Origin of the sequence: Pseudomonas sp. JL2 (genome assembly GCF_031570495.1) — a bacterium.
Classification (GTDB): domain Bacteria; phylum Pseudomonadota; class Gammaproteobacteria; order Pseudomonadales; family Pseudomonadaceae; genus Aquipseudomonas; species Aquipseudomonas rhizophila.
The window spans coordinates 213,403-239,989 of the sequence record NZ_JAKUDH010000005.1; the positions used below are offsets into that span (position 1 = coordinate 213,403).

At 61.0% G+C, this 26,587-nt stretch carries 26 protein-coding genes; 3 read left to right on the forward strand and 23 right to left on the reverse strand.

The features are described 5' to 3' along the window. Window positions 1-72: 72 nt before the first annotated feature. From guaA to MKS85_RS10115, 3 genes are all read right to left on the reverse strand, one after another. Window positions 73-1,650 carry a glutamine-hydrolyzing GMP synthase gene (guaA, locus tag MKS85_RS10105; protein ID WP_047227488.1) on the reverse strand — a complete coding sequence of 526 codons (1,578 nt, stop codon included), beginning with the start codon at window positions 1,648-1,650 and terminating at the stop codon, window positions 73-75. A 79-nt stretch (window positions 1,651-1,729) separates the two neighbouring features. After that, window positions 1,730-3,199 (reverse strand): IMP dehydrogenase, encoded by a 1,470-nt coding sequence (guaB, locus tag MKS85_RS10110; protein WP_047227487.1) that lies wholly within the window; start codon window positions 3,197-3,199, stop codon window positions 1,730-1,732. Window positions 3,200-3,442: 243 nt separating this feature from the next. Then, the gene (locus MKS85_RS10115; protein ID WP_188251290.1) at window positions 3,443-3,991 is read right to left on the reverse strand and encodes a sugar ABC transporter ATPase; all 549 of its coding nucleotides are present in this window, start codon (window positions 3,989-3,991) and stop codon (window positions 3,443-3,445) included. 151 nt (window positions 3,992-4,142) lie between these two features. On the opposite strand from MKS85_RS10115, the gene xseA reads away from it, so the two are divergent. From xseA to leuA, 3 genes are all read left to right on the forward strand, one after another. Next, window positions 4,143-5,522, forward strand: coding sequence for an exodeoxyribonuclease VII large subunit (gene xseA / locus MKS85_RS10120; RefSeq protein ID WP_139051124.1), 1,380 nt, complete (start codon window positions 4,143-4,145; stop codon window positions 5,520-5,522). A 3-nt stretch (window positions 5,523-5,525) separates the two neighbouring features. Next, window positions 5,526-6,347, forward strand: coding sequence for a peptidoglycan DD-metalloendopeptidase family protein (locus tag MKS85_RS10125; protein ID WP_047227485.1), 822 nt, complete (start codon window positions 5,526-5,528; stop codon window positions 6,345-6,347). A gap of 466 nt (window positions 6,348-6,813) precedes the next feature. Continuing rightward, entirely contained in the window at window positions 6,814-8,493 is a 1,680-nt protein-coding gene (leuA, locus tag MKS85_RS10130) for a 2-isopropylmalate synthase (protein ID WP_047227484.1), read from the forward strand. A 205-nt stretch (window positions 8,494-8,698) separates the two neighbouring features. Here the strand turns inward: leuA and MKS85_RS10135 are convergent, their stop codons facing one another. From MKS85_RS10135 to iscR, 20 genes are all read right to left on the reverse strand, one after another. After that, complete coding sequence (locus MKS85_RS10135) at window positions 8,699-9,115, reverse strand: hypothetical protein (protein ID WP_047227483.1); 417 nt, start codon at window positions 9,113-9,115, stop codon at window positions 8,699-8,701. Window positions 9,116-9,185: 70 nt separating this feature from the next. Further along, entirely contained in the window at window positions 9,186-9,977 is a 792-nt protein-coding gene (locus tag MKS85_RS10140) for an amidohydrolase (RefSeq protein WP_076386229.1), read from the reverse strand. Then, window positions 9,965-11,113 carry a pyridoxal phosphate-dependent aminotransferase gene (locus MKS85_RS10145; protein ID WP_139051094.1) on the reverse strand — a complete coding sequence of 383 codons (1,149 nt, stop codon included), beginning with the start codon at window positions 11,111-11,113 and terminating at the stop codon, window positions 9,965-9,967. The genes MKS85_RS10140 and MKS85_RS10145 overlap by 13 nt, the downstream gene beginning before the upstream one ends. A 237-nt stretch (window positions 11,114-11,350) precedes the next feature. Continuing rightward, window positions 11,351-12,823: a ribosome biogenesis GTPase Der gene (gene der, locus MKS85_RS10150; protein WP_076386232.1), complete on the reverse strand. Its 1,473-nt coding sequence runs from the start codon at window positions 12,821-12,823 to the stop codon at window positions 11,351-11,353. A gap of 199 nt (window positions 12,824-13,022) precedes the next feature. Continuing rightward, complete coding sequence (gene bamB / locus MKS85_RS10155) at window positions 13,023-14,174, reverse strand: outer membrane protein assembly factor BamB (RefSeq protein WP_047227480.1); 1,152 nt, start codon at window positions 14,172-14,174, stop codon at window positions 13,023-13,025. After that, complete coding sequence (locus tag MKS85_RS10160; protein WP_047227479.1) at window positions 14,167-14,808, reverse strand: tetratricopeptide repeat protein; 642 nt, start codon at window positions 14,806-14,808, stop codon at window positions 14,167-14,169. The genes bamB and MKS85_RS10160 overlap by 8 nt, the downstream gene beginning before the upstream one ends. Before the next feature lie 40 nt (window positions 14,809-14,848). Next, window positions 14,849-16,138 carry a histidine--tRNA ligase gene (gene hisS / locus MKS85_RS10165; protein ID WP_047227478.1) on the reverse strand — a complete coding sequence of 430 codons (1,290 nt, stop codon included), beginning with the start codon at window positions 16,136-16,138 and terminating at the stop codon, window positions 14,849-14,851. Between the two features lie 24 nt (window positions 16,139-16,162). Beyond that, on the reverse strand, window positions 16,163-17,272 hold the full coding sequence (gene ispG, locus MKS85_RS10170) for a flavodoxin-dependent (E)-4-hydroxy-3-methylbut-2-enyl-diphosphate synthase (RefSeq protein ID WP_003185136.1): 1,110 nt from the start codon (window positions 17,270-17,272) through the stop codon (window positions 16,163-16,165). Window positions 17,273-17,275: 3 nt separating this feature from the next. Continuing rightward, window positions 17,276-18,319, reverse strand: a complete 1,044-nt coding sequence (locus MKS85_RS10175) for a RodZ family helix-turn-helix domain-containing protein (RefSeq protein WP_047227477.1) — start codon at window positions 18,317-18,319, stop codon at window positions 17,276-17,278. Further along, a complete protein-coding gene (pilW, locus tag MKS85_RS10180) occupies window positions 18,319-19,077 on the reverse strand; it encodes a type IV pilus biogenesis/stability protein PilW (protein ID WP_188251291.1) in 759 nt (252 codons plus the stop codon). Before pilW ends, MKS85_RS10175 begins: the two co-directional genes overlap by 1 nt. Window positions 19,078-19,089: 12 nt before the next feature. Beyond that, window positions 19,090-20,238, reverse strand: coding sequence for a 23S rRNA (adenine(2503)-C(2))-methyltransferase RlmN (gene rlmN, locus MKS85_RS10185; protein WP_047227475.1), 1,149 nt, complete (start codon window positions 20,236-20,238; stop codon window positions 19,090-19,092). A gap of 28 nt (window positions 20,239-20,266) precedes the next feature. Further along, window positions 20,267-20,692 (reverse strand): nucleoside-diphosphate kinase, encoded by a 426-nt coding sequence (gene ndk, locus MKS85_RS10190; protein ID WP_042727994.1) that lies wholly within the window; start codon window positions 20,690-20,692, stop codon window positions 20,267-20,269. Window positions 20,693-20,783: 91 nt separating this feature from the next. Next, a complete protein-coding gene (iscX, locus tag MKS85_RS10195; protein WP_139051095.1) occupies window positions 20,784-20,984 on the reverse strand; it encodes a Fe-S cluster assembly protein IscX in 201 nt (66 codons plus the stop codon). Window positions 20,985-20,998: 14 nt separating this feature from the next. Then, window positions 20,999-21,340: an ISC system 2Fe-2S type ferredoxin gene (gene fdx / locus MKS85_RS10200; RefSeq protein ID WP_076386240.1), complete on the reverse strand. Its 342-nt coding sequence runs from the start codon at window positions 21,338-21,340 to the stop codon at window positions 20,999-21,001. Window positions 21,341-21,343: 3 nt separating this feature from the next. After that, window positions 21,344-23,206, reverse strand: coding sequence for a Fe-S protein assembly chaperone HscA (gene hscA, locus MKS85_RS10205; RefSeq protein ID WP_047227473.1), 1,863 nt, complete (start codon window positions 23,204-23,206; stop codon window positions 21,344-21,346). A gap of 50 nt (window positions 23,207-23,256) precedes the next feature. Continuing rightward, a complete protein-coding gene (gene hscB / locus MKS85_RS10210; protein ID WP_047227472.1) occupies window positions 23,257-23,778 on the reverse strand; it encodes a co-chaperone HscB in 522 nt (173 codons plus the stop codon). Between the two features lie 8 nt (window positions 23,779-23,786). Next, complete coding sequence (gene iscA / locus MKS85_RS10215) at window positions 23,787-24,110, reverse strand: iron-sulfur cluster assembly protein IscA (protein WP_047227471.1); 324 nt, start codon at window positions 24,108-24,110, stop codon at window positions 23,787-23,789. Between the two features lie 24 nt (window positions 24,111-24,134). Beyond that, entirely contained in the window at window positions 24,135-24,521 is a 387-nt protein-coding gene (gene iscU / locus MKS85_RS10220; RefSeq protein WP_003185157.1) for a Fe-S cluster assembly scaffold IscU, read from the reverse strand. Window positions 24,522-24,564: 43 nt separating this feature from the next. After that, window positions 24,565-25,779 carry an IscS subfamily cysteine desulfurase gene (locus MKS85_RS10225; protein ID WP_188251292.1) on the reverse strand — a complete coding sequence of 405 codons (1,215 nt, stop codon included), beginning with the start codon at window positions 25,777-25,779 and terminating at the stop codon, window positions 24,565-24,567. 50 nt (window positions 25,780-25,829) lie between these two features. Then, a complete protein-coding gene (gene iscR, locus MKS85_RS10230; protein ID WP_047227469.1) occupies window positions 25,830-26,321 on the reverse strand; it encodes a Fe-S cluster assembly transcriptional regulator IscR in 492 nt (163 codons plus the stop codon). Between the last annotated feature and the right edge of the window lie 266 nt (window positions 26,322-26,587).

Genomic DNA, 26,587 nt, shown 5'->3' on the forward strand with positions numbered 1-26,587 from the left:
AAAAAAGCCCTGGGAAAGTTATCCACAGGGCTTTTCTTCCATACAGCTCAGGTCATCAAGGCCTGGTCAGGATCACTCCCACTCAATCGTCGCCGGCGGCTTGCTCGACACGTCATACGTCACGCGGGAGATGCCTTCGATTTCGTTGATGATCCGCCCGGAAACGGTTTCCAGCAGCTCGTACGGCAGGTGCGCCCAGCGAGCGGTCATGAAGTCGATGGTTTCCACGGCGCGCAGGGCCACGACCCAGGCGTAGCGACGGCCATCGCCGACCACGCCCACCGATTTCACCGGTTGGAACACCACGAACGCCTGGCTGACCTTGTGGTACCAGTCGGCCTTACGCAGTTCTTCGATGAAGATGTGGTCGGCGCGACGCAGCAGGTCGGCGTATTCCTTCTTCACTTCACCGAGGATCCGCACGCCCAGGCCCGGGCCTGGGAATGGGTGGCGGTAGACCATGTCGTACGGCAGGCCCAGTTCCAGGCCGAGGCGACGTACCTCATCCTTGAACAGCTCGCGCAGCGGCTCGACCAGCTTGAGGTTCATTTCTTCCGGCAGGCCACCGACGTTGTGGTGGGACTTGATCACGTGGGCCTTGCCGCTCTTGGCGCCGGCCGACTCGATCACGTCGGGGTAGATGGTGCCTTGAGCCAGGTACTTGATGTTGTCCAGCTTGCAGGATTCGGCATCGAATACGTCGATGAAGGTGCGGCCGATGATCTTGCGCTTCTTCTCCGGGTCGGACTCGCCGGCCAGGTTGTTCAGGAACTGCTCTTCGGCGTTGGCGCGGATCACCTTGACGCCCATGTTCTCGGCGAACATGGCCATCACTTGCTCGCCTTCGTGCAGGCGCAGCAGGCCGTTGTCGACGAAGACGCAGGTCAGTTGATCGCCGATGGCCTTGTGCAGCAACGCGGCAACCACCGAGGAGTCCACGCCGCCGGACAAGCCGAGCAGTACGTTGTCGGTGCCGACCTGGGCGCGAACCTGGGCGATGGCGTCTTCAGCGATTTTCGATGGTGTCCACAGGGCTTCGCACTCGCAGATATCGAGGATGAAGCGCGACAGGATGCGACCGCCTTGCTTGGTATGGGTCACTTCCGGGTGGAACTGCACGCCGTAGTAACGGCGATCATCGTTGAACATGCCGGCAATCGGGCAGCTCGGAGTGCTGGCCAGGATGTGGAAGTCTTCCGGCATCTTGGTGACCTTGTCACCGTGGCTCATCCACACGTCGAGGCCAAACAGGCCGTCGGCATCGATATGGTCTTCGATGCCGTCCAACAGGCGGCTCTTGCCGACCACGTCGACGCGGGCATAACCGAACTCACGCAGGTCGGAGCCTTCTACCTTACCGCCCAGCTGTTCAGCCATGGTCTGCATGCCGTAGCAGATACCGAAGACCGGCACGCCCAGGTCGAACACCGCTTGCGGGCAACGCGGGCTGTCGGCTTCGTGCACAGACTCGGGGCCGCCGGCGAGGATGACGCCTTTAGGCGCGAATTCGCGAATCGCTTCGTCATCCATGTCGAACGGATGCAATTCGCAGTACACGCCGATTTCACGCACGCGGCGGGCGATCAGCTGGGTGTACTGGGAACCGAAGTCGAGGATCAGGATGCGGTGAGCGTGAATGTCGAGGGCCATGACTCATTCTCATGTAGTGAATCAGAAACAACTCGGGGCTGAATGAACAGCCCCGGTGATTAACGTTTTGCTGAAGGCCTTAACCTACGCGGTAGTTCGGCGCTTCCTTGGTGATCTGTACGTCGTGGACATGGGACTCGGCCATGCCGGCGCCGGTGATGCGGACGAACTCCGGCTTGGTGCGCATCTCTTCAATGTTGGCGCTGCCGGTGTAGCCCATGGAAGAACGCAGGCCGCCCATCAGTTGATGGATGATGGCGCTCAGGGTGCCTTTGTATGGCACGCGACCTTCGATGCCTTCGGGCACCAGCTTCTCGGCACCCGCGGAGGAGTCCTGGAAGTAACGGTCGGAAGAGCCTTGGGCCTGGGACATGGCGCCCAGCGAGCCCATGCCGCGGTAAGCCTTGTAGCTGCGACCCTGGAACAGTTCGATCTCGCCTGGTGCTTCTTCAGTACCGGCAAACATCGACCCCATCATCACGCAGGAGGCCCCGGCGACGATGGCCTTGGACAGGTCACCGGAGAAGCGGATGCCGCCGTCGGCGATCAACGGTACGCCAGTGCCTTCAAGGGCTGCGGCGACGTTGGCGATGGCGCTGATCTGCGGCACGCCGACACCGGCAACGATGCGGGTGGTGCAGATCGAGCCTGGGCCGATACCGACCTTGACCGCATCGGCGCCAGCTTCGGCCAGGGCCTTGGCGGCAGCGCCGGTGGCGATGTTGCCGCCGATCACCTGCACTTCAGGGAAGTTCTGCTTGACCCAGCGAACGCGGTCAATCACGCCTTTGGAGTGACCGTGGGCGGTGTCGACCACCACCACGTCGACGCCGGCATTGACCAGGGCCGCGACGCGGTCGCCAGTGTCCTTGCCGGTGCCGACCGCAGCGCCTACGCGCAGACGACCCTGGTCGTCCTTGCTGGCCAGCGGATAAGCCTTGGCTTTTTCGATGTCATTGACGGTCATCATGCCCTTGAGGGCGAACTTGTCGTCGACGATCAGCACGCGCTCGATGCGGTGCTTGTGCAGCAACTCGCGAACTTCGTCCTTGCCGATGCCTTCCTTGACCGTGACCAGACGCTCTTTAGGCGTCATCACTTGACGGACGGTGGCGTCCAGGCGGTTCTCGAAACGCACGTCGCGGGAGGTGACGATGCCGACCAGGTCACCATCGTGCAGCACCGGAACGCCGGAGATGTTGTGCATGCGGGTCAGTTCGAACAGATCGCGAACCGTGGCGTCAGCCTCGATGGTGATCGGGTCCTTGACCACGCCAGCCTCGAACCGCTTGACCTTGCGCACTTCGGCGGCCTGCTGTTCGATGGTCATGTTCTTGTGGATGATACCGATACCGCCTTCCTGGGCCATGGCAATGGCCAGACGGGCTTCGGTCACGGTGTCCATGGCGGCGGAAACCAACGGGATATTCAGTTCGATGCCACGGGTAAGACGGGTTTTGAGACTGACTTCGTTAGGCAGTACCTCGGAATAACCGGGCACTAGGAGAATGTCGTCGAAGGTCAGAGCTTCTTGGCTGATACGCAGCATCGCGGGGGCTCCCGAGCGGGAAAATGGAAGCGCGCCATTATATACATGCACCCCCTCTGGCTCAATGTAAAACTCTGTCTATTATTGCCGGGGTGATTGAAGGGGCTAAACACTGCCCGATTGCTACACATTCCCTTGTGGGAGCGAGCCTGCTCGCGATAGCGGTGTATCGGTCAACACCGTGCCAACTGACCCGACGCCAATCGCGAGCAGGCTCGCTCCCACAGGGGGGGAATCGCTCTCTTACAACTCCACCTTCACCCAACTCACCGGCTGATCCAGCCAGTCGGCGAACTCGTCGATAAAGTCCTGCTTGAACCCCGCCTCGAGCCAGTTGTTGAAGATAAACCCCAAATTGGAAAAGCCACACGGTTGCAGGAACAGAAAGCCATTGATGTCATCTTCATGCCCACACTCTGGGCAAGTGAAGTTGTCGGTGCGGGCCGGCATCCAGTCTTCCAGGCTTTCGAACAGCGCCTCGCCGATTTCCTTGCGGCATTCGGCGCAGCCCGCTTCCTCGAGAAAGCCTTTGGCCGGGGTATAGATGCAGCGCTTGGTGATGATTTCCAAGCCATTGACCGGTTCGCCAAACGGCAAGGCCTCAGGGTGCATGACCACCTCGCGGGCGCCGGGGGCGATGGCGTGGGCCATGCGATTGCCGGTACGCCCGCAGGTGGTCAGTTGTTCTTCGACGATATTCTTGCGCACCAGCCAGCGCACAACCGCCCGGGCCCGAGGCTCGTGGACCGGCAGGGTAGAAATTTTCGGGACGATGATGCTTTGCGAATTCATGGGACATCCTGCGGCGAATCTACGGGTGGCGACGAGCAAGCCCGCGCCCACCTTGAACCTATGGGCAATGGTGCATTGTACCGCGCCAATTCCCGGAAGGTTTTTCGGTGAACATGGAGATTGAGCAGCGAATGCCCTTATCATGCTGCCCATGATTAAAGATCCCTTTGCCCGACTGGGCCTGGACCGCGAGGTCCTGACTGTCAGCCAGCTCAACGGCCGTGCGCGGGTGCTGCTTGAAGACGTGTTCAGCAACATCTGGGTCGAGGGCGAAATTTCCAACCTTGCCCGCCCTGCCTCCGGCCATGTGTATTTCACCCTCAAGGACAGCGGCGCCCAGGTGCGTTGCGCACTGTTCCGGCAAAATGCCGCGCGGGTGCGTCAAGCCCTCAAAGACGGACTGGCGGTGAAAGTACGCGGCAAGGTCTCACTGTTCGAGGGGCGCGGCGACTATCAGCTGATTCTCGACACCGTGGAACCGGCCGGCGATGGCGCCCTGCGCCTGGCCTTCGATGCGCTCAAGGAAAAGCTCAGCGCCGAAGGCCTGTTCAGCGCCGAGCGCAAGGTGCCGCTGCCGGCCCATCCGCAACGCATCGGCATCATCAGTTCGCCCACCGGCGCGGTGATCCGCGACATCATCAGCGTCTTCCGCCGCCGTGCGCCGCAGATTTCCCTGACGCTGATCCCCACCGCCGTACAGGGCCGCGAAGCCACGGCGCAAATCGTCCGCGCGCTGAAACTGGCGGATGCCCGGGGGTTCGATGCGCTGATCCTGGCCCGAGGCGGCGGCTCACTGGAAGACTTGTGGTGCTTCAACGAAGAAGCCGTGGCCCGGGCGGTGGACGCCTGCGTCACGCCGATCGTCAGCGCCGTCGGCCATGAAACCGACGTGTCCATCAGCGATTTCGTCGCTGACGTGCGCGCCCCGACCCCGTCCGCCGCAGCCGAACTGCTGGCCCCCGATGCCGGCGACCTGGTGCGCCGGGTCGAAAGCCTGCACCGGCGGCTGGTGATGCGCATGCGCGACCGCCTGATGCGCGATCAACTGCGCCTTGAAGGCCTGACCCGACGCCTGCGCCACCCCGGTGAGCGCCTGCGCCAGCAAGCCCAGCGCCTCGACGACCTGGACATGCGCATGCGCCGGGCCTTCGAGCGCAGCCTCAATACCCGCCGCGAACGCCTGATCCGCCTGGAAACTCGCCTGGCCGGGCAACATCCGGGGCGGCACCTGGCACTGCTGCGCCAACGCCTGGACAGCCTCGCCGCGCGCTTGCCCCGGGCCATGCGCGAGGGCCTGAAGGCGCGACGCCTGCAACTGCAAAACCAGATGCAGACGCTGCACATTGTCAGCCCCCTGGCGACCCTCGGCCGCGGCTACAGTATTTTGCTGGACGAACGCGGCCAGGCGATCCGCAACGCCGCGCAGACCCAAACCGGCCAGCGCCTGACCGCGCGGCTCGGTGAAGGCGAACTGCTGGTGCGGGTCGAAGACAATCACCTGACGCCGGTCACCCTTTCTCTATTGGATTGATTCATGCCGCGATATCTCGCCCCATTGCTCTTGCTGTGCCTGACCTTCAACGCCAACGCCGACAGTTACATCACCCGCCTGCTGAACAAACCGGTGCCCGGCGGCGTGGCCGTGGTGGACCTGGGCAGCGCGGCCCAGGCGCCAAAAGCCAGTTACCAGGGCAAACCGGTGCTGGTGGTCAAGGAAAAGGATAACTGGCTGGCGATTGTCGGCATCCCGCTGACGGTCAAGCCCGGCACCCAGCAGATCAGCAGTGGCGGCAGCACCCAGCCGTTCGTGGTCGGCTATAAAAAGTACCCCGAGCAACACATCACCCTGAAGAACAAGCGCCAGGTCAATCCGAACCCGGCGGACCTCAAACGCATCAACGCCGAACTGGCCGTGCAACTGAAGGCCTATCGCAGCTTCAGCCCGAACATCCCCAGCAACCTGCTGCTGGACAAGCCGGTCAATGGTCCGATGTCGAGCAAGTTCGGCGTGCGGCGCTTCTTCAACGGCGAAGAACGCAACCCCCACGCAGGCCTGGACTTCGCCGTGCCCGCCGGCACACCCATCAAGACTCCGGCCGCTGGCAAGGTGATCCTCACCGGCAATTACTTCTTCAATGGCAACACCGTGTTTGTCGATCACGGCCAGGGTTTCATCAGCATGTTCTGCCACATGTCGAAGATCGACGTGAAGGTCGGCCAGCAGCTCAAGCGCGGCACGGTCGTCGGCAAAGTCGGCTCCACGGGCCGGGCAACTGGCCCGCACATGCACTGGAATATCAGCCTGAACGATGCGCGGGTGGATCCGGCGATTTTTATCGGGGCATTCCAGCCCTGAGTTTTTTGCGGTGAAGCTGCCGTCATCGCGAGCAGGCTCGCTCCCACACTTGGATCTCTTGTGAACACAACATTTGTGACCAACAGAAAATCCCTGTGGGAGCGAGGCTACTCGCGATGACGGCAGCCACATCCCCACCATCCAGCGAATTGCCAAGCTCAAAACATCGACGCAATTTCCAAGATCAACACTTCGAACCTGCGCGATTAAATCGCGCAAACCCGCCTAAAAACAGAACTTATCTCAATTTTTCCCGACTGCTTGCGATCCGCCCTCCGCGCGGTTAGGGTTGAAGGCATGAAAACCTCTCACACCCTCATTCAGCTTCGCCAGCACCGCAGCCTGTGCCTCGTCAGCGCACGACTGCCGGGCTGAATCGCGGCACCTCGTTCCGGCTGTAAAGCCACCCCGTTCGAACCACCGGCAGGCCGCCTTTTCCCGGCCACGACAATAAAAGGATTCTGCGATGAGCATGCTCAAAGACCCGTCTTCCAAGTACCGCGCCTTCCCGACCATCAACCTGCCGGATCGCACCTGGCCGTCGAAGACCATCACCGCCGCGCCGATCTGGTGCAGTTCCGACCTGCGTGACGGCAATCAGTCGCTGATCGAGCCGATGGACGCCGCCAAGAAGCTGCGTTTCTGGAAAACCCTGGTCGCCGTGGGCGTGAAGGAAATCGAAGCGTCGTTCCCGGCGGCTTCGCAGACCGACTTCGACTTCGTGCGTACCCTCATCGAAGAAGGCCACATCCCGGACGACACCACCATCCAGGTGCTGACCCAGGCCCGTGAAGACCTGATCGCCCGCACGTTCGAATCCCTGCGCGGCGCGAAAAAAGCCATCGTCCACCTGTACAACGCCACCAGCCCTTCGTTCCGCCGCATCGTGTTCAACCAGGACAAGGAAGGCGTGAAGGAAATCGCGGTGAATGCGGCCAAGCTGTTCGTCAAATACGCCGCGCAGCAGCCAGAAACCCAGTGGCAGTTCGAATACTCGCCAGAAACCTTCAGCGCCACCGAGCTGGAATTCGCCAAGGAAGTCTGCGACGCAGTGATCGAGGTCTGGAACCCGACGCCTGAGCGCAAGGTCATCCTCAACCTGCCGGCCACCGTGGAAGTCGCGACTCCGAACGTCTACGCCGACCAGATCGAGTGGTTCGGTCGCAACATCACCCGTCGCGACAGCGTGCTCATCAGCCTGCACACCCATAACGACCGTGGCACCGGCGTAGCCGCCACAGAACTGGGCCTGATGGCCGGCGCCGACCGTGTCGAAGGCTGCCTGTTCGGCAACGGCGAACGCACCGGTAACGTCGACCTGGTGACCGTCGCGCTGAACCTCTACACCCAGGGCATCAACCCTGAGCTGGATTTCTCCGACATCGACGGCGTGCGCAAAGTGGTCGAAGAGTGCAACCAGATCCCGGTGCACCCGCGTCATCCGTACGTGGGCGACCTCGTTCACACCGCGTTCTCCGGCTCGCACCAGGATGCCATTCGCAAAGGTTTTGCCCAGCAGAAACCGGACACCCTGTGGGAAGTGCCGTACCTGCCGATCGATCCGGCCGACATTGGCCGCAGCTACGAGGCGGTGATCCGCGTCAACAGCCAGTCGGGCAAGGGCGGTATCGCCTACCTGCTGGAACAGGAATACGGCATCAGCCTGCCGCGTCGCATGCAGATCGAGTTCAGCCAAGTGGTTCAGCGCGAAACCGATCGCCTGGGCCTGGAAATGACCGCCCAGCAGATCCATGCCCTGCTCCACAGCGAATACCTGCAAGCCAACACCCCGTACGCGCTGGTCAGCCATCGTCTGCAGGAAGAAAACGGCAACAGCGCCGTGGAAGTCGAAGTGGCCAGCAAGGGCCAGGGCGAAACCAACCTGCACTGGCGCGGCAAGGGCAACGGCGCGCTGGAAGCGCTGGTGGCCGGGCTGCCGATTCCGGTGGAGATCATGGACTACAACGAACACGCCATCGGCGCCGGCACCAACGCCAAGGCTGCGGCGTACATCGAGCTGCGGGTCAACGGTGAGCGTGCGGTGCACGGCGTGGGTATCGACGAAAACATCACCACCGCCAGCTTCAAGGCCCTGTTCAGCGCGCTGAACCGCTCCCTGAGCCAGCCGGAAGCCAAAGCGGCCTGATGGTTTAGCTGAAATGCAAAAGGCCCTGGGGTGTGAACCCTGGGGCCTTTTTGTTTGGCTGATGACTTGGGTGACTGTTCCGGCCTCATCGCGAGCAGGCTCGCTCCCACAGGGAATCTGAGGTGGGCACAGGATTTTGAACCCGCTGAAGATCAGTGTGGGAGCGAGCCTGCTCGCGATGGCGGCCTGTCAGGCAATACAAGTCTCAGGCATGGGTATCAATCGAAATAGTCATCGCCTGCAGCAAAGCAGCCTGCAAGGTCTGCAATGTGGCCTGGGTCGCCATGATCTGAGTCTGGATCGCCATGGCTTCCTGGGCTTTCTGCTCCTGGTTGGCCTGGCTTTTCTGCACGCGAGCCAACTGGGCTTGCTGCTCGGCCAGCAGCTTTTCAGTTTGCTCTATCTGTTTTTTCAGCTGCTCGATGACATCGCCGCTGCCGCTGGCTGGAGCACCGCCGATGTTCGCGCCACTGGTGTCAACTTTCAACTGGCGGTCTTTGTCTTCGCTGGCGTCAGTCGATACCGCTGGGCTGACTGCTGCTTCGTCTTCCGCACCCTTGATGGAAACCTTGGGTGCAGAGAGAGGGTATGGATTTACCGTGATTGCGCTGATGCTGGTCATAAGGGACTTCTCCTTGGCTGCCCCGGTTATCGGCAAACACCAGCGCTTCTGAAGGGCTGAAACGTTTCAATCAGATGAATTCAAAACGATCGGCATCCAGGTTCGCCGGAAAGCGTGCGCGGTAAGCCGCCAGCTCCGCCGCACTCAGACACACAGTGAATACCCCGTCGGCCTCACCGGTGCTGAGCAGGGTTTCGCCCTGGAAGTCCAGCACCTGACTGTCACCGGTATAGGCAAAGCCCTTGCCGTCGTGGCCGATGCGGTTTACCGCGGCCACGTAGCACAGGTTCTCGATTGCTCGGGCCGGCAGCAGACGGTTCCAATGCTGGCGCCGCGCGCCGGGCCAGTTGGCGGTGTACAGCAACAGGTCGGTGTCCTCGGCGTCGCGGCTCCACACCGGGAAACGCAGGTCATAGCAAATCAGCGGGCGGATCCGCCAGCCGTTGAGTTCGAACAGCACCTGGCGCTCGCCCGGCGTGTAGTGATTATGCTCACCGGCCATGCGGAACAGATGACGCTTGTCGTAATGCAGCACTTCGCCGTCCGGTCGTGCCCAGAGCAGACGATTGCGATGGCTGCCGTCGGCGGCCTGGATAATCACACTGCCGGTGATCACCGCTCCGAGCTTCGCAGCCTGAGCCTGGAGCCACTTGTGCGAAGGACCGTTTTCCGGCTCAGCCAGGGTCTCGGACTCCATGGAAAAACCCGTGGTGAACATTTCCGGCAGGATAATCAGGTCCGCCCCGCGCGCCTGCGCAAGCAAGCCCTCGAAATGTTCCAGATTGGCCTGGCGATCGTGCCAGGCCAGGGTGGTCTGGATCAGCGCAACATTGAGATTGGGCAAGGTACTCAGATCACGCATAGTTTTTCCGCCGCTTCGCGCAGCGTCTCCTCGCGTTTGGCAAAGCACAGGCGCACCAAGCGCTGGCCTTCGGGTGGGTTCTGGTAGAACACCGAGACAGGGATCGTCGCCACGCCGTGCTCACGGGTCATCCAGACTGCCATGTCGACGTCATTGAGGTCCGGGCGGATCTGCGAGTAATCCACCAGTTGGAAATAGGTGCCGGGTACTCGCTTGAAACTGAAGCGCGAGGGGGCCAGCAAATCGCAGAACAGGTCACGCTTGGCCTGGTAGAAGTCCGGCAGTTCTTCGACGTGCTCCGGGTGATCGGCCATGTAGTCGGCCAGGGCGTACTGCAACGGCGTCACGCCGCAGAAGCTGACGTACTGATGCACCTTGCGCAGTTCCGCCGTCAGGGCGGGTGGCGCCACCACATAGCCGGTTTTCCAGCCGGTGACGTGGTAGGTCTTACCGAAGGAACTGACCACAAAGGCCCGCCGGTACAGTTCTTCATGGGCCAGGACACTGGCGTGGGCGACGCCGTCGAACACCAGGTGTTCGTAGACTTCGTCACTGATCAGGTAAATATCGCGGTCACGAATCAGCGCCGCCAACTGGTCGAGTTCGGCGCGGCTGATCAGCGCGCCACTGGGATTGTGCGGCGTGTTGAGAATGATCATGCGCGTACGCGGGCTCAGGGCTTCAGCGAGCTTCTGGAAATCGATGGCGAAATCATCCAGGCCCAATTGCACATGCACACAACGGCCACCGGCCAACTCGACGGCGGGCTCATAGCTGTCGTAGCAAGGGTCGAACACGATCACTTCGTCGCCGCTGTGAACCACTGCCGCGATGGCGCAGAAAATCGCCTGGGTCGCACCGGGGGTCACGGTCACTTCCTGGTCGGCATCGACGGTGACGCCATAGCTGCGGGCGATCTTCGCCGCGATCTGCTGGCGCAGCGCCGGCAAACCGGTCATGGGCGAGTATTGGTTATGCCCTTGGGCGACATGCCGGCCGACTGCATCGCGCAGGGCCTGCGGACCATCGAAATCGGGAAACCCCTGGGACAGATTGAGGGCGCCGGTCTGCGCGGCGAGCTGGGACATCTGGGTGAAGATAGTGATGCCGACATTCGGCAACTTGCTGGTGATCATTGGGGGTTCCCTGCGTCTACACCCGGCTCTGGTGCGGCGCGGGAGAGGTCGAGGATAGCCCAATCGCCGGGCATGAAAAAGGGTGCCACCAAGGGCACCCTTCTTACGCTGACACAACTCATACCCTGTGGGAGCGAGCTTGCTCGCGATGGCGGTGGATCAGCATGCATCCCTGTTGATGTACTGCCGCTATCGCGAGCAAGCTCGCTCCCACAGTGGAACTGCGGTGACTATCGATCAGCGTTTATCACGACGCTTCTTGTCAGCCTTCTTATGGTGCGACATCAAGCGGCGCTTCTTGTTGACCTGACGGTCGGTGAGCGTGTTCTTGTTGCCTTCGTACGGGTTCTCGCCGCCCTTGAACTCGATGCGGATCGGCGTGCCGACCAGCTTCAGGACGCGGCGATAAGTGTTTTCCAGATACCGGACGTACGACTTGGGCACCTTCTCGATCTGGTTACCGTGAATCACGATGATCGGCGGGTTGGCACCACCCAGGTGAGCGTAACGCAGCTTGATCCGGCGGTTGTTGACCATCGGTGGCGCGTGCTCGCCGACGGCGTCTTCCAGGATCTGGGTCAGACGGTTGGTCGGCCAGCGGGTGACCGCCGACTTGAACGAGTTCTGCACCGACGCGTAGAGGTTGCCCACGCCCGTACCGTGCAAGGCCGAAATGAAGTGGATGTCGGCGAAGTCAACGAAGAACAGGCGACGCTGCAGTTCAACCTTGACGAAATCCCGTTCGCTAGGCGTCATGCCGTCCCACTTGTTGATCGCGATGACCAACGCACGGCCGGCTTCCAGGGCGAAGCCCAACAGGTTCAGGTCGTGATCGACCACGCCTTCGCGGGCGTCCATCACGAAGATCACCACGTTGGCGTCTTTGATCGCCTGCAGGGTTTTGACCACGGAGAATTTTTCGACTTCTTCGTGGATCTTGCCGCGCTTGCGCACACCGGCCGTGTCTATCAGCGTGTACTTCTCTTCGTTACGCTCGAACGGGATGTAGATACTGTCGCGGGTGGTGCCGGGCTGGTCGTACACGATGACCCGGTCTTCGCCGAGCATGCGGTTGACCAGCGTCGACTTGCCGACGTTCGGGCGGCCGATGATGGCGATCTTGATCCCGTCTTTTTCGCTAGGGCCAGGAATGCGCTTGGCTTCCTCGCCTTCGGCAACGATTTCTTCTTCACCGTCTTCCGGTTCGTCTTCGTCGTCTTTGGGGAAATCAGCCAGGGCGATTTCCAGCATCTGGGTGATGCCACGACCGTGGGCGCCGGCGATCGGGATCGCCTGGCCCATGCCCAACGGCGCGAATTCAGCGCGAGCCATGTCCGGGTCGATGTTGTCGACCTTGTTGGCCACCACGTAGGAACGCTTGTTACGTTTGCGCAGATGCTCGGCGATCATCTGGTCGGCGGCGGTAAAACCGGCCTTGGCGTCTACCAGGAACAGCACCACATCCGCTTCTTCGATGGCGAGCAGCGACTGCTCGGCCATTTTTTCGTCCATGCCGTGTTCATCACCGGAGATGCCACCGGTGTCGACCAGAATATAGGTACGCCCTTGCCACTTGGCCTCACCGTATTGGCGATCACGGGTCAGACCGGACAAGTCGCCGACAATGGCGTCGCGAGTCCTGGTCAGGCGGTTGAACAAGGTGGACTTGCCGACGTTCGGTCGGCCCACCAGGGCGATTACGGGAACCATGCGGCTCTCCACTTCGTTATTTCAGAAAATACAAAAGCCGCTGCGAGGCAGCGGCTGGTGCTCGGGGGCCATCCTGTGGGAGCGAGCCTGCTCGCGAAAGCGTTGGATCAGTCGACATCCATGCCACTGGACCACCGCATTCGCGAGCAGGCTCGCGCCCACAAAAATGAAGCCGCTTGGGATTAACCCAAGCATAGTCTTACTTGATGGTCAGGGCTTCCAGTTTGCCGCTGTTGCCATACACATAAATCATGTTGCCCACCACCAGCGGACGGGCACGCAGGCCGTCGCTGTCGATGCGCTCACGGCCGACGAAACGACCGTCCACCTGGCTGAGCAGGTGCAGGTAACCTTCCAGGTCACCGACTGCAACGTAGCTGGAGAACACTTCCGGGGCCGACAGTTGACGACGGGCCAGGGAGTCGTTGCTCCACAATGCGGTGGTGGAACGCTCGTCGACGCCTTCAACCGTGCCCGAGGACAGGCTCACGTAGACGCTGCCCAAACCCTCGGCGACACCGGCGTAGCTGGACGCATCGCGCTGCCACAGCGGGCGACCGCTTTCCAGGTCCAGCGCCGCAACGCGTCCCTGGTAGCTGGCAACGTACAGCGTACTGCCAGACAACAGCAGGCCGCCGTCGATGTCGACCACGCGCTCCAGTTCCGAACGGCCCTGTGGGATGGCCACGCGCTGTTCCCAGACCGGCACGCCGTTGGAAATATCCAGGGCCACCACTTTACCGGTCGACAACCCGGCCACCGCGAGGCGGTTGGTGACGATCGGCGCACTGGTGCCGCGCAGGGTCAGTACCGCCGGGGTGCTGTCGTACAACCAGCGCTGCTCGCCAGTGGCGGCATCCAGACCGATCAGGCTGTCATCCTGGGTCTGTACCACGACCACGTCACCGTTGGTGGCCGGCGGTGCGAGGACTTCACTGGTCACGCGAGCGCGCCATTTCTCTTCACCGCTGCTGGCGTCCAGGGCCACGATTTCGCCCTTGAGCGTGCCGATCATGACCAGCCCGTAACCCACGCCAACAGCGCCGGAAACGGGCAGTTCGAGATCCTGCTCCCACTTGACGTCGCCATTGGTGCGATCCATCGCCATCACCACGCCAGTGACGTCGGAGGCATAGATAGTGTCGCCATCGATGGCTGGCACCAGCATGTTGTAGGTTTCACCCTGGCCGTCACCGATGGAGCGACTCCATTGCTTCTGCAGCACGACTTCTTCTTTGAAGTCGGTCAGTTCGGCCGGTGGCAGTTCTTTCTTGCTGTTGCTGCTGCAACCCGCGGCCAGAATGGCCAGAGCCAGCAATGCTGCATGTTTCCAACGGATCACGTCACGCATCCCCTTTGGCCAGGTCGTCCAGCTTGATTTGCAGGCCACCGACCGCGGCTTCATCCGACAGCGCAGCCTTGGCTTTTTGGTAGGCCGCATGGGCCTCATCAGCACGACCAAGCTGTACCAGCAGGTCGCCCTTGAGTTCTTCGCGGGTCGCCAGGAACGCCTTGTCGGCATCACCGTCGAGCAGCTTCAACGCATCTTCGGCCTTGTTCTGCGCCGCCAGCACCTGCGCCAGGCGCTGACGCGCCACTTCGCCCAGGGTCGGGTTGACCGGCTTGTCGACAATGGCCTTCAGCTCGGTGGCGGCGTCGTCCAGCTTGCCGGTGTCTACCGCGACCTTGGCCACGAACAGACGGCCATATTGCGCGTAGGCGGTGCCGCCGAATTCGTTGTCGAGCTTGCCGGCCAACTCCGCCACGCGGGCAGCGTCAGGCTTGCCGTCCGGGGTCAGGGTGGTTTCCAGCAACTGCTGATAGAGCATCGAAGCGCCTTGCGCCTGGTTGCTCTGGTATTTCTGCCAGGCCTGCCAGCCGAACACGATGACCAGCGCCAACAGGCCGCCAGTGACCAGCGGCTTGCCGTTGCGCGTCCACCAGTCCTTCAAATCCGCCAGCTGTTCATCTTCGGTACTCGACACCCCAATACTCCTTAATCGCTAAATCGGCTGTTTGACAGCTTCAACCCTGCACGACGCAGGTGGCCAGGTGTGCGGCAAGCGCATCCCAGGCAATGCTTTGTTGTTCGCCCTGGCCACGCAGGGGTTTGAAACCTACCACTTGCTGGGCCAATTCGTCGTCACCGAGAATCAGTGCATACAGCGCACCACTCTTGTCGGCCTTCTTGAACTGGCTCTTGAAGCTGCCGCCGCCGGCGTTGATCTGCAGGCGCAGGTTGGGCAGCTGGTCGCGGACCCGCTCGCTCAGCGCCAGGGCCGCCAGTTCGGCTGCTTCGCCGAAGGCGCACAGGTAAACGTCGACCTGACGGGCGATTTCCTGCGGGATCTTGTCCAGCGTCTCAAGCATCAACACCAGACGTTCGATGCCCATGGCAAAACCCACGCCCGAGGTCGGCTTTCCGCCCATCTGTTCCACCAGCCCGTCGTAACGGCCGCCGGCACACACAGTTCCCTGGGCGCCCAACTTGTCGGTGACCCATTCAAAGACGGTCTTGCTGTAGTAATCCAGCCCGCGGACCAGCTTCGGGTTGATGACATAGGGAATACCGACGGCATCCAGACGCGCCTTCAGCCCCTCGAAGTGCGCACGGGATTCATCGTCGAGGTAATCAGCCATTTTCGGCGCATCGACCAGGATCGCCTGCGTGTCGGCGTTCTTGGTATCCAACACCCGCAGCGGATTGGTCTTGAGGCGGCGCTGACTGTCTTCGTCCAGCTTGTCCAGGTGAGCGGACAGGAACTCCACCAGCGCTTCGCGGTAGCGCCCACGGGACTCGCTGGTGCCCAGGCTGTTGAGTTCGAGCTTGACCGCATCACGAATGCCCAGCTCGCCCCACAGGCGCCAGGTCAATACGATCAGCTCGGCGTCGATGTCCGGACCGTCGAGGTTGAATACCTCCAGGCCTATCTGGTGGAACTGGCGATAACGACCTTTCTGTGGACGCTCGTGGCGAAACATCGGGCCGATGTACCAGAGTTTCTGCACCTGGCCACCACCGGTAATGCCGTGCTCGAGCACTGCACGCACGCACGCCGCCGTGCCTTCGGGGCGCAAGGTCAGCGAATCGCCGTTGCGGTCTTCGAAGGTGTACATCTCTTTTTCGACGATGTCAGTCACTTCGCCGATGGAACGCTTGAACAGTTCGGTAAACTCGACGATCGGCATGCGGATCTGCCGGTAACCGTAGTTATCCAGCAAACGCGCCACGGTGCCCTCGAAATAGCGCCACAGGGGCGTCTGCTCGGGCAGGATGTCGTTCATGCCACGAATGGCTTGCAGGGACTTGCTCACAGGTAATCCTTAAATTCGTTCGACTCAACCACGCGCGATTACAGCAGCGTCGGCCTCGACCTTTTCGGCCGCTTTCTGGCGGATCAGCCGTTCCAGTTCATCCACCAGATTGTCATTCGTCAGTTTCTGCGACGGCTTGCCGTCGATGTAAATCAGGTTCGGTGTACCGCCGGTGAGGCCGATATGGGCCTCCTTGGCTTCACCCGGCCCGTTGACCACGCAACCAATCACCGCGACATCCAGCGGCACCAGCAGGTCTTCCAGGCGCCCTTCCAGCTCGTTCATGGTCTTGACCACATCAAAGTTCTGCCGCGAGCAGCTTGGGCAGGCGATGAAGTTGATGCCACGGGAACGCAGGTGCAGGGACTTGAGAATGTCGTAGCCGACTTTCACTTCCTCCACCGGATCGGCCGCCAACGAGATGCGGATGGTATCGCCAATTCCTTCGGCGAGCAGCATACCGAGGCCGACGGCGGATTTCACCGTGCCCGAACGCAACCCACCGGCCTCGGTGATGCCCAGGTGCAGCGGCTGGACGATTTCCTTGGCCAGCAAGCGATAGGCTTCGACGGCCATGAACACGTCGGAAGCCTTCACGCTGACCTTGAAGTCCTGGAAGTTCAGGCGTTCCAGGTGCTCGACATGGCGCAGGGCCGACTCCACCAGCGCAGCCGGGGTCGGTTCGCCGTATTTCTTTTGCAGGTCTTTTTCCAGGGAACCGGCGTTGACGCCGATGCGGATCGGAATACCACGGTCGCGGGCAGCATCCACCACCGCACGCACGCGGTCTTCGCGACCGATGTTGCCCGGGTTGATGCGCAGGCAGTCCACACCCAGCTCGGCCACGCGCAGGGCGATGCGGTAGTCGAAGTGAATGTCGGCCACCAGCGGCACTTTGACCAACTGCTTGATTTTGCCGAACGCCTCGGCGGCGTCCATGTCCGGCACGGAAACCCGCACGATGTCGACACCGGCGGCTTCCAGTCGGTTGATCTGCGCAACGGTGGCGGCCACGTCGTTGGTGTCGCTGTTGGTCATGCTTTGCACAGCGATGGGCGCATCGCCGCCAACAGGAACGTTGCCGACCCAGATCTTTCGCGATTCGCGACGTTTGATTGGAGATTCGCCGTGCATGACTTATTGACCCAACTTCAGGCGAGCGGTCTCGCCACTGGTGAACGGAGCCACGTCGACCGGTTGGCCGTTGTAGCTGACCTGCGCGCCACGGGCATAACCCAGGCGCACGGCAAACGGCGGCGTGCCGTTGACGGAAGTGCTGTCGCCCTTGCGCTTGAGGCCACTGAACAGCACCTTGCCGGTGCCATCGGTGATCTGCGTCCAGCAGTCGGCGGTAAATTGAATCTGTACCTGGCCTTGACCGGCTGCGGGAGCGACGGGCGCTACCGCAGTGGTGGAGGCTGTCGGAGTTGCTGGCGCTGCGGCGGGCGCAGCCGGAGTCTCGACGACAGGGGCGGGTGTGCTCGGTACAGCCGGCGCTTGAGTAGCCGGCGCATTGGCGGTCGGGGCTGGCGTGGCGGGTGCAGCAGGCGCGTCTGCCGGAGCGGCCGGCACACTCGGTTCAGCACCGACGGCCGGATCTGCGCCATCCTGCCCCTGAGGCAACACCAGGTTGGTCTCCCCTGCGCTCTGGCCTTCCACCACAGCCTGATCTTCCGGCTCGTCCAGCGGATGTATGCGGGTGGTGCCGTCGGCGCCTTCGACCTCGACATGCTCAGGGTTCATGGCGATGGGATCCTTGGCGCGCAAGGCGGCCTGGTCCTGCCACCAGAGGAAACCGCCACCAATCACCGCGATCAACAGCAACAAACTGACGATTCGCAAAATGGTGTGGGAAACGCGAACCGGCTCTTCGATGCGGCCCAGGCTGTGCACACTGCTGCCCTGGGCGTCGGAACCGGTGTATTGATCGAATTGCTGGACCAGTTCGGTCTGGTCCATGCCGAGCAATTTGGCGTAGGCACGGATGTAGCCCCGAGCGAAAGTATGCCCAGGCAATTTATCGAACGCGCCGGCTTCCAGGTTGCCCAGGGAAGCCACGGTGAGATTGAGCTTGAGAGCCACCTCTGCCAGCGACCAACCATTGCTTTCGCGAGCTTGGCGCAGGGTCTCACCGGGATTTACGCGAGTCGCTGCTACAACTTCAGGATGCGCCGCTTTCATCATTGCTCCGACAGGTATTGCTGATATTCCGGCGTACCGGGATAGAGTCTTTTTAGTTGCAGGCCAAAACTGGCGGCCTTGTCACGATCTTCGAACACGTGGGCCAGCCGAACACCGAGCAATAGACTACGTGCATTTTGCTCGCTCAGCAGGCTAAAACGTTCGTAATAATCGCGCGCGGGCACATAATGCCTGTCTTCGTAAGACAACTCAGCCATTTCCAGCAATGCCCGTGGCTGCTGGCGGTTGAGCCGCAGCGCTTTTTCAAGCTGCTGGCGAGCCAGATCACGCTGGCCGAGTTTCGAGGCCGTCATGCCCAGGTTTTCAAACACCCGCGAACGCTCGGGGTAAAGGGTATCGGCGGTCGCCTGCTCGAAGCGCTCGTAGGCCTCTTTGTAACGCTTCTGCTCGAAAAGGAAGCTGCCGTAGTTGTTCAGGATCCGCGCATCCTGCGGCACAGCGGAGAGCGCCTTGCGAAAATGCGCGTCGGCCAGTTCAGGTTCCATCTCGACCTGGAATACCAACGCCAGGGCCGCGTTGGCATCAGCATCTGAATCGTCCAGCTCCAGGGCTTTCTTGAGCGGCACCTTGGCCCGCTCGGTCATGCCCTGTTGCAGATAGCCTATGCCCAATTGCACATAGGCTTCACGCGCCTCGTCGCGCCCCTTGCTGGTTTTCATGGGGTTGTAGTCACCCGACAGAACACAACCGGTGCAAAGACCGGCCAACAGCAACAGCAGCGCGAAGCGCAGGGACATAGAGTTCCTCTCTTAGTGACTGTTCGCAGCGTTTTGCGCGACATCGTCGGCGGCGTTCAACTCACGCACGGCAATGTAGCGTTCACTGCGACGGGTGCGATCCAGCACCTGTCCTACCAATTGGCCACACGCGGCATCGATGTCTTCGCCGCGGGTGGTACGCACGGTGACGTTGAAGCCCGCGTGATGAAGCTGGTCCTGGAAGCGACGAATCGCGTTGTTGCTCGGACGCTCGTAACCGGAATGCGGGAACGGGTTGAACGGGATCAGGTTGATCTTGCAAGGGATGTTCTTGAGCAGCTCGATCATCTCGACCGCGTGTTCAACCTTGTCGTTCACGTCCTTGAGCAGCGTGTACTCAATGGTCAGCACGCGTTTTTCGCCCAGGGACGACATGTAGCGCTGACACGATTCCAGCAGCATCTTAAGCGGATATTTCTTGTTGATCGGCACCAATTGGTTACGCAATGCGTCATTGGGTGCGTGCAGCGACAACGCCAGGGAGACGTCGATGTGCTTGGCCAGCTCATCGATCATCGGCACCACGCCGGAGGTGGACAGGGTCACCCGGCGCTTGGAGATGCCATAACCCAGGTCATCCATCATCAGGTGCATGGCAGCGATGACGTTGTCGAAGTTCAGCAGCGGCTCACCCATGCCCATCATCACCACGTTGGTGATGGCACGGTCGACGGTCGCCGGGACGCTGCCAAAGGATTTGTTGGCAATCCACACCTGGCCGATCACTTCGGCGGCGGTGAGGTTGCTATTGAAGCCTTGCTTGCCGGTGGAGCAGAAACTGCAATCCAGGGCACAGCCTGCCTGGGACGAAACGCACAAGGTGCCGCGTTTGCCCTGGGGAATGTAGACGGTCTCGACGCAGCTGCCGGACGCCACGCGCACCACCCACTTACGGGTGCCGTCGCTGGAGATGTCCTCGCTGACCACTTCCGGACCGCGAATTTCAGCAACGGCCTTGAGCTTTTCGCGCAGGGCCTTGCTGACATTCGTCATGGCGTCGAAGTCGTCGACGCCAAAGTGGTGAATCCATTTCATCACCTGGCCGGCACGGAAACGCTTCTCCCCGATCGAGTCGAAGAATTTCTCCATTTCCGGCTGGGTCAGGCCCAACAGGTTGGTTTTGCCGTTCGATGTAGTCATGGATTCACCTTCACTCAAAAGCCTGGGCTTAGCGAGTGGTTACTTCAGTAGCGGAGAAAAAGTAAGCGATTTCGCGAGCAGCAGCGGCTTCGGAGTCCGAACCGTGAACGGCGTTGGCGTCGATCGACTCAGCGAAGTCAGCACGGATGGTGCCGGCAGCAGCTTCTTTAGGGTTGGTGGCGCCCATCAGCTCACGGTTGCGAGCAATGGCGTTTTCGCCTTCCAGCACCTGAACGACAACCGGACCGGAAGTCATGAAGGCAACCAGCTCACCGAAGAAGCCGCGCTCGCTGTGCTCAGCGTAGAAGCCTTCGGCTTCGGCCTTGGACAGTTGCTTCATTTTCGAAGCTACAACGCGCAGGCCAGCGTCTTCGAAGCGGGTAACGATCTTGCCGATCACGTTTTTAGCAACGGCGTCAGGCTTGATGATGGAGAAAGTACGTTGAACAGCCATGGTGTAACTCCAGAAACGGTAATTTGCGAAAAATTAAACCCGCGAATTATACGCGGGTTCTTGGGTATTGCCTAACTGCGTAAGGGAAGCTTCAGTCCTGCTCTTCTTTCCAGGCAGTCTGGATCGCTTCAAGGACCTTTTCACCGCCGCGATCCCGATCGTCGTCAAACCCCGGCAAAGCCATGACCATGTCACGCAATGCCACAAAGTTTACCGAATAGGGATCCGTATCCGGATAACCATCAGCCAACAGGATAGCGATCTCTTGTACATCAACCCATTTAAGGCCCATGACAGCTCCTTGAATCAGTGCGGCGCTTCGGCAGCGTGGTTAAGCGAGTATCTTGGGATTTCGACAGTCAGGTCTTCCGTACCGACAATCGCCTGACAGCCCAGGCGCGATTGCGCTTCCAGGCCCCAGGCCCGATCGAGGAAGTCCTCTTCCAGCTCGTCTGCCTCTTCGAGCGAATCGAAGCCCTCGCGAATAATGCAATGGCAAGTCGTGCACGCACAGACGCCGCCACAGGCACTTTCCATCTCGATATGGTGCTCATGGGCCAGCTCGAGAATGGAAATTCCGGGCTCACACTCCACGACCATGCCCTCGGGACAGAACTTCTCGTGGGGCAGAAAAATCACCTGCGGCATCAGTTATTCCTCAATTTCATTCAGGTTGCGCCCCGCCAGGGCGGCTTTGACCGTCGAGTCCAGGCGGCGGGCAGCAAAGGCATCGGTGACTTGCGACAGACGCTTGGTCTGCTGCTCGATGGCATAACCATCGGTGCCTTTGATCAATTCAGACAACTCCTGCATTTGCAGCTCGATCACCATGCGTTCCTCGGCGTCCAGCAGACGGTCACCATCGGCCTCAAGAGCGGCCTGCACGGCTTCGACCAGACGCTGGCCGTCGACCTGCTGCTCGCGCAATACCCGGGCGACCTTGTCGTCGCTGGCATGCTGGAACGAATCCTTGAGCATTTTGGCGATTTCGCCGTCGGTCAGACCGTAGGACGGCTTGACCTGGATGCTCGCCTCGACGCCCGAACCCAGCTCGCGGGCGGAAACATTGAGCAAACCGTCGGCGTCGACCTGGAAGGTCACGCGAATCTTCGCCGCACCGGCCACCATCGCCGGGATGCCGCGCAATTCGAAGCGAGCCAGGGAACGGCAGTCGCTGATCAGTTCACGCTCGCCTTGCAGCACATGAATCATCATGGCCGACTGGCCATCTTTATAAGTGGTGAAGTCCTGGGCACGGGCAACGGGGATGGTGGTGTTGCGTGGAATCACCTTCTCCATCAGGCCGCCCATGGTTTCCAGCCCCAGGGACAATGGAATCACGTCGAGCAACAGCAGCTCGCCGCCGTCGCGCTTGTTGCCGGCCAGTGTATCGGCCTGGATCGCGGCGCCGATGGCAACCACCTGGTCCGGGTCGATTTCTGTCAGCGGCTGGCGGCCAAAGGCCTCGGCAACAGCTTCGCGAACCCGAGGCACACGGGTCGAACCACCGACCATGACCACAGCCTTGACGTCTTCGAGCTCCACGCCGGAATCACGCACGGCGCGGCGGCAAGCCTTGAGGCTGCGGGCGACCATGGGCTCGATCAGCGCATCAAAGGCCTCACGGCTCAGTGCAGCCTTCCAGTCGCCGTACGCCACTTCGACACTTGCAGCGTCGGTCAGGGCTTCCTTGGCGGCGCAGGCCGTTTGCAGCAGATGACGTTGCGCGCCCGGATCAAGGTCGGCGGACAGGCCCGCTTGCTCGATGATCCAGCCGGCGATGGCGTGATCGAAGTCATCGCCGCCCAGGGCGCTGTCGCCGCCGGTGGCCAGGACTTCGAATACACCGCCGGTCAGGCGCAGGATGGAGATATCAAAGGTGCCGCCGCCCAAGTCATAGATCGCGACGAGGCCTTCGGCGTGCTGGTCCAGACCGTAGGCCACCGCAGCGGCGGTCGGCTCGTTGAGCAGGCGCAGCACGTTCAGACCGGCCAGCTTGGCCGCATCCTTGGTGGCTTGACGCTGGGCGTCGTCGAAATAGGCCGGGACAGTGATGACCGCACCGACCAATTCGCCGCCCAATGCCGCTTCGGCGCGCTGGCGCAGCACCTTGAGAATGTCAGCGGAAACTTCCACCGGGCTTTTCGGGCCCTGCACCGTTTCAATGAACGGCATGTGGGATTCGCCGTCGACGAAACGGTACGGCAGCTGATCACCCAATTGCTTGACGTCGGACAGACCACGCCCCATCAGGCGCTTGACCGACACAATGGTATTGAACGGATCGGTCGCGGCGGCCAGCTTGGCTGACTCGCCCACTTCCACATGATCGGCGTGATAGCGCACGGCGGACGGCAGGATCACCTGCCCCTGCTCATCGGCCAGCGGTTCGGAAAGACCGCTGCGCAACGCAGCGACCAGGGAATTGGTAGTACCCAAGTCAATTCCCACAGCCAGGCGACGCTGGTGCGGTTGTGGACTTTGGCCGGGTTCGGCGATCTGCAGTAGGGCCATCGTAATCAGGACTTATCTGTAATCAGGCGTGCGACCGGAGCGGCACTGGGTTAATCGTCGAGGCGCTCTTCGAGCTGGCGCACTTCGTAGGTGAGCTTGTCGAGGAACTGCATGCGCCGCATCAGGCGTTCGGCCTGTTCGCGTTGCGCGGCATCGTCCCAACAGGCTGCGAAGCTTTCATTCAAGGTGTGCTGGGCGTCCTTCAAGCGGCGCTTGAACACCGCGACACCGGCCAGATCGGCGCTGTCCTGCAGATCTTCGAGTTCTTCGCGCCACTGCATCTGCTGCAACAGAAACTCGGGATCATGCACGGTGACTTCCAGAGGCAACTCATGACCGCTGATGGCCAGCAGATAACGCGCGCGCTTGGCCGGGTTCTTGAGCGTCTGATAAGCGTCGTTGAGGTTCGCCGACTGTTCCAGCGCGCGCCGCTGCTCTGCCTCCGAGGCATCAGCGAAGCGGTCGGGATGGACACCGCGGGCCAGCTCCAGATAACGAGCGGACAACTGCTCGAGATCCAGGGAAAAGCCCGGCTGCAACTGGAACAAAGCAAAATGACAAGGAGTACCCACAAGCCGCCTCAGATGTTGAAGCTTTCGCCGCAGCCACATTCACCGCGCACGTTGGGGTTGTTGAACTTGAAGCCTTCGTTCAACCCTTCCTTGACGAAATCCAGCTCAGTGCCGTCCAGGTACGTCAGGCTTTTCGGGTCGATGATCACTTTCTGACCATGACTCTCGAACACCTGATCGTCTTCGCCCACTTCGTCGACGAATTCGAGCACGTAGGCAAGACCAGAGCAGCCCGTGGTGCGAACACCCAGGCGGATACCCTCGCCCTTGCCGCGCCCCTCAAGAGAGCGCTGCACATGCTTAGCTGCCGCTTCTGTCATCTGGATAGCCATGAAAACTCCTTACCTGTGCGCGGATCAGATCAAGCCTTTCTTCTGCTTGTAATCGCGAACGGCAGCCTTGATGGCGTCCTCGGCGAGTACCGAGCAGTGGATCTTCACTGGCGGCAGGGCCAGTTCTTCGGCCAGCTGAGTGTTCTTGATGGTTTCAGCCTCATCAAGGGTCTTGCCCTTCATCCACTCGGTGGCCAGGGAGCTGGACGCAATGGCCGAACCGCAGCCGTAGGTCTTGAACTTGGCGTCTTCGATGATGCCTTGCTCGTTGACCTTGATCTGCAGACGCATGACGTCGCCGCACGCTGGGGCGCCGACCATGCCGGTGCCAACATCAGGATCCTGCGCGTCCATCTTGCCGACGTTGCGCGGGTTTTCGTAGTGGTCGATGACCTTTTCGCTATATGCCATTTGCTTCAATCCTCATCAGTGAGCCGCTCTGGTGGCGACTTCTTCAGTGCGCCGCCCACTCGATTTTCGAGATGTCGATGCCGTCTTTATACATGTCCCACAGCGGCGACAGAGCGCGCAGCTTGGTAACGGCCTCGCAGACTTTCTGCGCGGCGTAATCGATTTCTTCTTCGGTGGTGAAGCGGCCGAAGGTGAAGCGGATCGAGCTGTGAGCCAGTTCGTCGTTGCGGCCCAGGGCGCGCAGTACGTACGAAGGCTCAAGGGACGCCGAGGTGCATGCCGAACCGGACGACACGGCCAGATCCTTGAGCGCCATGATCAGCGACTCGCCTTCAACGTAGTTGAAGCTCAGGTTCAGGTTGTGCGGTACACGGGCAATCATGCTGCCGTTGACGTAAAGCTCCTCGAGGTGCTCGACCTGCTTGAAGAAGCGGTCGCTCAGGGCCTTGATGCGTACGTTCTCGGCGGCCATGTCTTCCTTGGCCACACGGAAGGCTTCGCCCATGCCGACGATCTGGTGGGTCGCCAGGGTGCCGGAACGCATGCCACGCTCGTGACCGCCGCCGTGCATGGTCGCTTCAAGGCGAACACGCGGCTTGCGGCTCACGTACAGCGCGCCGATGCCTTTAGGGCCGTAGGTCTTGTGGGCAGAGAACGACATCAGGTCGACTTTGAGCTTCGACAGGTCAATGTCGACCTTGCCGGTGGACTGCGCGCCGTCGACGTGGAACAGGACGCCCTTGGAGCGGGTCAGCTCGCCGATGGCCTCGATGTCGTTGACGGTGCCGATTTCGTTGTTCACATGCATGATCGAAACCAGGATGGTGTCGTCGCGCAGTGCGGCTTCCACCATGGCCGGGGTGATGATGCCGTCTTCACCTGGCTCGATGTAGGTGACTTCGAAGCCTTCACGCTCCAGTTGGCGCATGGTGTCCAGGACAGCCTTGTGCTCGATCTTGGAGGTGATCAGGTGCTTGCCCTTGGTGTGATAGAAGTGCGCGACACCCTTGATTGCCAGGTTGTCGGACTCAGTAGCACCAGAGGTCCAGACGATTTCACGCGGGTCGGCATTGACCAGGTCAGCGACCTGGCGGCGGGCGTTTTCGACCGACTCTTCGGCTTTCCAGCCGAACACGTGGGAGCGGGACGCCGGGTTACCGAAGTTTCCGTCGACCAGCAGGCATTCACTCATCTTTTGCGCGACACGCGGATCAACCGGGGTGGTCGCAGAGTAATCAAGGTAAATCGGCAATTTCATGGACTTTCTCCTAAATCAGGCTGGCTGGCGTTCCGCTTGCTCTGCGGCGGTCATTCGACGGCGGACGCTTCAATCTTGTCCAGGTGCGGCGTCTTGCCATTGCAACGACGCTGGTCCTGACGCTGGGCTACTTCCTGCACCTCGCGACGAGTTACAAGGTCAGCCAAGCTGATACCGCTAAGAAATTCGTGGATCTGCAGGCTCAAGTCACACCACAAGTGGTGGGTCAGGCAAGTATCGCCGCCATGGCAGTCGCCAAGGCCCTGGCATTTGGTCGCATCGACCGATTCGTTCACCGCGTCGATCACCTGGGCAACCTGGATGCCCTGCATGTCGCGTGACAGCTGATAACCGCCGCCGGGGCCGCGCACACTGGAAACCAGGTTACTGCGGCGCAGCTTGGCGAACAGCTGTTCAAGGTAAGACAGGGAAATGCCCTGGCGCTCGGAGATATCGGCCAGGGACACCGGCCCGTGCTGCGCATGCAATGCCAAATCCAGCATCGCGGTCACGGCGTATCGGCCTTTTGTAGTCAGTCGCATGGACAATTACCACGGAGTTCGGAATGGGGCGAGTATGCAATTCCCGAGTATTTAAGTCAAGTATAAGACCTAGTGCTTTACTCAGGTTTACCCGCAAAAGAGCGCGCGCATCATAGCAAAGGCTGGCCAGTGGCGACCAGCGATACCGCGTTATCGCTCATCGCGAGTAGGCTCGCTCCCACAGGGGGTCTTGGGTGGCTGCACGATTTGTGTACACCACAGATCCAATGTGGGAGCGAGCCTGCTCGCGAAGGGGCCTACAGGAT

Excerpts from the sequence above, each read along its gene's own strand:
- guaA (WP_047227488.1), bottom strand. The coding sequence starts at position 1,650 with ATGGCCCTCGACATTCACGCTCACCGCATCCTGATCCTCGACTTCGGT.
- guaB (WP_047227487.1), bottom strand. The coding sequence starts at position 3,199 with ATGCTGCGTATCAGCCAAGAAGCTCTGACCTTCGACGACATTCTCCTA.
- MKS85_RS10115 (WP_188251290.1), bottom strand. The coding sequence starts at position 3,991 with ATGAATTCGCAAAGCATCATCGTCCCGAAAATTTCTACCCTGCCGGTC.
- xseA (WP_139051124.1), top strand. The coding sequence starts at position 4,143 with ATGATTAAAGATCCCTTTGCCCGACTGGGCCTGGACCGCGAGGTCCTG.
- MKS85_RS10125 (WP_047227485.1), top strand. The coding sequence starts at position 5,526 with ATGCCGCGATATCTCGCCCCATTGCTCTTGCTGTGCCTGACCTTCAAC.
- leuA (WP_047227484.1), top strand. The coding sequence starts at position 6,814 with ATGAGCATGCTCAAAGACCCGTCTTCCAAGTACCGCGCCTTCCCGACC.
- MKS85_RS10135 (WP_047227483.1), bottom strand. The coding sequence starts at position 9,115 with ATGACCAGCATCAGCGCAATCACGGTAAATCCATACCCTCTCTCTGCA.
- MKS85_RS10140 (WP_076386229.1), bottom strand. The coding sequence starts at position 9,977 with ATGCGTGATCTGAGTACCTTGCCCAATCTCAATGTTGCGCTGATCCAG.
- MKS85_RS10145 (WP_139051094.1), bottom strand. The coding sequence starts at position 11,113 with ATGATCACCAGCAAGTTGCCGAATGTCGGCATCACTATCTTCACCCAG.
- der (WP_076386232.1), bottom strand. The coding sequence starts at position 12,823 with ATGGTTCCCGTAATCGCCCTGGTGGGCCGACCGAACGTCGGCAAGTCC.
- bamB (WP_047227480.1), bottom strand. The coding sequence starts at position 14,174 with ATGCGTGACGTGATCCGTTGGAAACATGCAGCATTGCTGGCTCTGGCC.
- ispG (WP_003185136.1), bottom strand. The coding sequence starts at position 17,272 with ATGCACGGCGAATCTCCAATCAAACGTCGCGAATCGCGAAAGATCTGG.
- MKS85_RS10175 (WP_047227477.1), bottom strand. The coding sequence starts at position 18,319 with ATGAAAGCGGCGCATCCTGAAGTTGTAGCAGCGACTCGCGTAAATCCC.
- pilW (WP_188251291.1), bottom strand. The coding sequence starts at position 19,077 with ATGTCCCTGCGCTTCGCGCTGCTGTTGCTGTTGGCCGGTCTTTGCACC.
- rlmN (WP_047227475.1), bottom strand. The coding sequence starts at position 20,238 with ATGACTACATCGAACGGCAAAACCAACCTGTTGGGCCTGACCCAGCCG.
- ndk (WP_042727994.1), bottom strand. The coding sequence starts at position 20,692 with ATGGCTGTTCAACGTACTTTCTCCATCATCAAGCCTGACGCCGTTGCT.
- iscX (WP_139051095.1), bottom strand. The coding sequence starts at position 20,984 with ATGGGCCTTAAATGGGTTGATGTACAAGAGATCGCTATCCTGTTGGCT.
- fdx (WP_076386240.1), bottom strand. The coding sequence starts at position 21,340 with ATGCCGCAGGTGATTTTTCTGCCCCACGAGAAGTTCTGTCCCGAGGGC.
- hscA (WP_047227473.1), bottom strand. The coding sequence starts at position 23,206 with ATGGCCCTACTGCAGATCGCCGAACCCGGCCAAAGTCCACAACCGCAC.
- iscA (WP_047227471.1), bottom strand. The coding sequence starts at position 24,110 with ATGGCTATCCAGATGACAGAAGCGGCAGCTAAGCATGTGCAGCGCTCT.
- iscU (WP_003185157.1), bottom strand. The coding sequence starts at position 24,521 with ATGGCATATAGCGAAAAGGTCATCGACCACTACGAAAACCCGCGCAAC.
- MKS85_RS10225 (WP_188251292.1), bottom strand. The coding sequence starts at position 25,779 with ATGAAATTGCCGATTTACCTTGATTACTCTGCGACCACCCCGGTTGAT.
- iscR (WP_047227469.1), bottom strand. The coding sequence starts at position 26,321 with ATGCGACTGACTACAAAAGGCCGATACGCCGTGACCGCGATGCTGGAT.